This window comes from Cypionkella psychrotolerans, from assembly GCF_001294535.1.
Lineage (GTDB): Bacteria > Pseudomonadota > Alphaproteobacteria > Rhodobacterales > Rhodobacteraceae > Cypionkella > Cypionkella psychrotolerans.
On the sequence record NZ_LGIC01000080.1, the window covers coordinates 1 to 4,542 of the forward strand.

General features: G+C 56.8%; 5 protein-coding genes and 1 pseudogene. 1 reads left to right on the forward strand and 5 read right to left on the reverse strand.

Annotated elements, in window-relative coordinates; genetic code table 11:
- On the reverse strand, nt 1-746 hold a 746-nt coding region (locus tag AKV04_RS18200; RefSeq protein ID WP_054007839.1), incomplete at its 3' end, for an ArgP/LysG family DNA-binding transcriptional regulator.
- A 194-nt stretch (nt 747-940) separates the two neighbouring features.
- Between AKV04_RS18200 and AKV04_RS25735 the strand changes: the two genes are divergently transcribed.
- Complete coding sequence (locus tag AKV04_RS25735; protein ID WP_082351730.1) at nt 941-1,894, forward strand: fatty acid desaturase family protein; 954 nt, start codon at nt 941-943, stop codon at nt 1,892-1,894.
- Nucleotides 1,895-1,956: 62 nt separating this feature from the next.
- Here the strand turns inward: AKV04_RS25735 and AKV04_RS18210 are convergent.
- The 4 genes and pseudogenes from AKV04_RS18210 to AKV04_RS18225 all read right to left on the reverse strand — a co-directional run.
- Nucleotides 1,957-2,494, reverse strand: a pseudogene (locus tag AKV04_RS18210) (IS21 family transposase); the annotation flags it as partial.
- 323 nt (nt 2,495-2,817) lie between these two features.
- Nucleotides 2,818-3,660, reverse strand: coding sequence for an NAD(P)-dependent oxidoreductase (locus AKV04_RS18215; protein WP_054007841.1), 843 nt, complete (start codon nt 3,658-3,660; stop codon nt 2,818-2,820).
- Nucleotides 3,657-4,079: an SDR family NAD(P)-dependent oxidoreductase gene (locus AKV04_RS18220; protein ID WP_202905655.1), complete on the reverse strand. Its 423-nt coding sequence runs from the start codon at nt 4,077-4,079 to the stop codon at nt 3,657-3,659. Before AKV04_RS18220 ends, AKV04_RS18215 begins: the two co-directional genes overlap by 4 nt.
- A gap of 150 nt (nt 4,080-4,229) precedes the next feature.
- Nucleotides 4,230-4,542: ATP-binding protein (locus AKV04_RS18225; protein WP_162232908.1), on the reverse strand; the 313-nt coding region annotated here is incomplete at its 5' end.

Genomic DNA, 4,542 nt, shown 5'->3' on the forward strand with positions numbered 1-4,542 from the left:
GCAGCTATGCTGGGTACAAGTCCCCATGCCGTCCCGTTCCTGCAGCAAGCAATGTACCCCTCATAAGATGGCACGAAATGGGTAGACAAAGGCACGGTTTCGCCAAAGCAAAGTGTCATCCATTGGTCTTGGATATTGTCCTTACGATTGTAGGCAAGACAGGTCGATCCGCGCAGAGTATCAAGTGACACCCCCTCCGAAAACTCCGCGAGAAAGAATTCGGGCGATGCTACGGCGATGTAATCCATCGACCCCAGAGAGAGTCTGCGGCACCCGTGTATCGGCGTTTCGAGGGCCGTTATCACCGCAAGTGCGTCTCCTGACTTCAGGCTCGCTTCGGTATGGTCCTGATCATCAGGAAGGACGTCTAAGCGGATCCCCAGTTCCCGTGACGCTCGCTTGATCAAATTTGGGAACCATGTCGCCAAGCTGTCGTTGTTCACTCCAAGCCGGATCGTTGCCGCGCCGGCTATGTCGCCCCCGACCAGCGCGCGCATGCGCTCGTCGAGTTCTTGTTGAAGAAGTGTCACTTGTTCGACATGCCGACAATACTGTATCCCGGCCTCCGTCGGCAGGCACGGGCGTCCCCTGGCAACCAGAACGACGCCGGCTTTTTCTTCCAACTGCCTGATTCGCTGACTGACCGCAGACTGGGTCACTTTCATCGATTTGGCAGCCGCTTCGAAGCTGCCTTCTCGAACGACAGCAGAGAGAATGATGAGAGAGTCGTAGTCGATGCGCGACATTTTTCACCTTGCTGCATAAGATTCACTAATGCATAGCGCAGACTTTTACTGAAAAAACTGAGACAAACAAGGGTGCATAGCTACACTTGCATTAGCACTTCTCATGGAGGCGGAATTTTTGAGCATCAGTCTTCCGAATTTGTGCAAATCGTTCAACAATTTAGGTATTATGAGCTCGTTGGGTCGGGGGACACATGTCAGGACAATCACTGCGCAGGAAGTACATCCTGCGGTTTTTCGGAATGAAACGATATTCGCGCAGGATCGCTTGGACGATCGTCTGTGGGTATTATGCGTTGATAGTAGCGTCGATCTGGTTTGGAAATTACCTGCTGTCACTCACTGCGAGTGTTGGGTCTGTGCTCATGATGACGGCTACCGCGATCTTCATCGGAACGCGCCTGAGAGGAATAAACAATATCGTCCATGAGTGCTGTCATGCTTCGTTTTCCGAAAATCGGCAAGACAACGTGCTCATTGGGCGTGTATGCGCATCAGTGTTGATGAAAACGTTTCGAAAGTATCGGGATGACCATCTGTCACATCACGCAAACAACGGAGACTACGATAATGATGCGGAGTTCGCGGTCATTCAGAAGTTCGGGTTGCACGATGCGCTGAATTTGCAGACTATCTTAAGGCACTTTGCGACGCCATTAATGGGACGGCACCTGCGCGCATACACGGGCATCAGTCTGTCAGGCGATGATGGTCGCTTCTTCGTCGTTCTTAAACTGGTTCTCCTCGCTCTTATCGTGGCGTTCACTGTATTCGCCCCGCTGACGTCTTTTATCTTTGTCATCGTCCCCCTGTTTTACATTTATCCAACTTTGAACTTTTGGACCGATTGTTTGGACCATGCAGGGCTCGTGGGTGCAGATGATGAACTTGAAAGCTCGCGCAATGTCCTTGCGCCTGCCTTGGTCCGCCTGCTCTTTTTCCCTCGCAACGATTCCTACCACCTTGTTCATCACCTGTTCCCGCAGATTCCGGCGCGCCATCTCGACGTCGCTCATGCTGAGCTTTGCAAAGATCCAAGCTACAGGGGTCAGCCCGCTGCAGTTCATGCGCGCCTCGGGGGATTTGCGAGGCTTCAATCATTTTTTCCATGGAAGGGCCGAGACGGCGCCGAGAATCCGCACCCCTAAAATGGGCCCTTTAAAACAGATGCGCCTGCATCTGTCGAGGATCGCGCCATTCCAGGCCACTGGGCATCAAACAGCATCTCATGGGTTTGCAGTGGATAGGCCCGCAGCAAAAATACCCGGCTGTGCGACAGCATGATATGCGCCACCTGCAGTTTTGGCGCGCTCACCGCCCAGAATGGCAAAAACCTCCCTCCAATCAAACTGGAATGCCTCGCCCGGTTGAAACACCAGAGTAACAAACGTTCCGCGCCCCGTCGTCTGCTGCTCCCTTTGCCAATCCGCCCGCCACACCCGCGCAAATGCAGCAACCCGACCGTAGGACTCGGTGTAGCCCAGCTTCACCAAGTCATCATGTAACTGCTTCGATGTTCGCCGCTGATTGCGCGACTTCCCGGCCTCGGTCTTCAGCCAGCCCGACAGCTTTATGGCAAAGGGGTCAAGCTTGCTCGGTCGCTCGGCAACCCTGAACTCAGGCTCCACCGCTCCACACCGCAAATACTTCCGAATGGTGTTGCGCGACAACTTCGTCCGTCGCGCGATCTCCCTAATGGACAGATGCTCGCGCAATGCCCAACGCCGAATAATGCTCAAAAATGCCATGTCGATCACTCCAAAATCCCCTGCTGCCAGCAGCCAAAGGGAACGTGTCACATGGATCACTTCTCAATGAAAATTACGTCCCTACCCGGGTCAGATCTGGCAACCCAAAGAAGATCTCGCCCGCATTTCACATTTCATATTGCCTACACTCATTGCATCAACAATGGCTGCGCCGCTTTCGGCCCTTAGCCGACGGTCAGCGTGCACCTGCCTTGTTTCACGATATTCGCAGAAGCAGCCGTCTGAGATCAGCGCGGCATTTTCGAGAACGGATGGCTCGGGAAACATCTGGAAGCGTCCATCCCGGAGAGCGGCAGACCAAGTCAGGTATCTTGGAGCGTGCCCAGCTGCGCGACAAGGTCGGGTAGCGCCGCGGGCGCGCCCATCGCCCAATCGACGATCCGTTCGGGGTTCAGCCCCAGTTGCTCCATGGCTGCCGCGAATTCCTGCACATCCTTGCGGTTCAGGCTAGCGATGTGGGCGGCGTTTGATGGGTTGTCTTGCTTGCCGATGGCCCGTGCCATAAAACTGCCGCCGCTGCTGGTGGCCAATGCTGCTTGTAGCGATGACAGGTCGACGCCTGCCTGCGCCGCGAGGCCGAACACTTCCACCAGGTTGCGCAGGTTCGACACGGTCAGCGCATTATTCAGAATCTTGGTCATCTGACCCGCCCCGGGGCCGCCCATAAGCCGTATGGCACTACTGTGGCAGGACAGAACTGGCTCACAGAGGTGCAGCGTGTCTGCATCACCGCCGACAAAGCAGGTGAGGTTGCGCGCCTCGGCAGCGGGGCGTCCGCCGCTGACCGGTGCATCCAGATAGCGCAATCCTATTGGCGCAAGTCTATTGGCATTCGCCGCTGCGGCGCGGGGATCGCCCGTCGCGTGATTGATGACGGTGCCCCCATTTGGCAGCGCGTCCGCCAGCCCGCCGTTGAACAGCAGAGCCTGAAGCTCGGCATCGTCGGGCAGGCAGAGGCACAAGAAATCAACCGCGCGTGCCACCGATTGGGCGGAGTCCATGAGATGGGCGCCCTTGTCGGCAAACCCTGCCAGCGTCTCGGGCCGTCGAGCCCAGACATGCAGATTATGCGTTTCGGCCAAGGCTTCGGCCATCGGGCCACCCTGATCGCCCAGCCCGATGAAGCCAACCTTCAGGCGAGTCACAGCACACACCCGATCATCCGTTCTGCCATCATCCACAGCCTGTCTGCGTTTTGCGGATCCAGTGCATAGTGTGCCACCGTGCCGATGGGCTGATCACGGCGCGCGTCGACGATTTCCGCCTCCGTGCAATTGTCAAAGTAGCGGCCAGTCACGCCGTCCAGCAACGGCGAGGCGGCCAGAAGCACCGAATTCGCAGCCCCCTGTTGCGGCGATTTGCGGAAGGGCTCGGGCTTCTTCAAACCGCCGGTATGGCGTTGCAGGTTGGTGGCGATGGCACCCGGATTGAGCGCGTTTGACATAATGCCATCGCCCGCCCATTTCGCGGCAATGCCAACCGAGAGCAGGATACAGGCGGTCTTTGACTGCCCATAAGCGACGACGGGGTGATAGGTGTCAACGGCAGAGTAAAAGTGGACCAAAGGGCAGCGCAAAATGTTGCCACTTTGGGGTTATCAAGATTGCCGCATAGGCGTGCGCTAGCATCTGGGCGGCCGCGCTTGTCACAGAGCTGGCGGTTGCCCGGATGCTTTGGCCCGTGAGGGCCAACTGCTTACGATGTTGGTATTGGGTTAAGCCTTGTCTTGGCGGGCTTTGCTCTGGCCGAGGCGATAGCTTTCACCGTTCATCTCGAGGATGTTCACGTGGTGGGTCAGCCGGTCGAGAAGTGCGCCTGTCAGTCGCTCAGACCCGAAGGTTTCGGTCCATTCGTCGAAGGGCAGGTTGCTGGTGATCAACGTGGCACCCCGCTCATAGCGTTGCGAGATCAGTTCAAACAGCAGTTCGGCGCCAGTTTTGCTGAGCGGCACAAAGCCCAGTTCGTCGATGATCAGCAGTTTGTGGCTGACCATTTGCTTTTGAAGGCGCAGGAGCCGGCGCTCATCC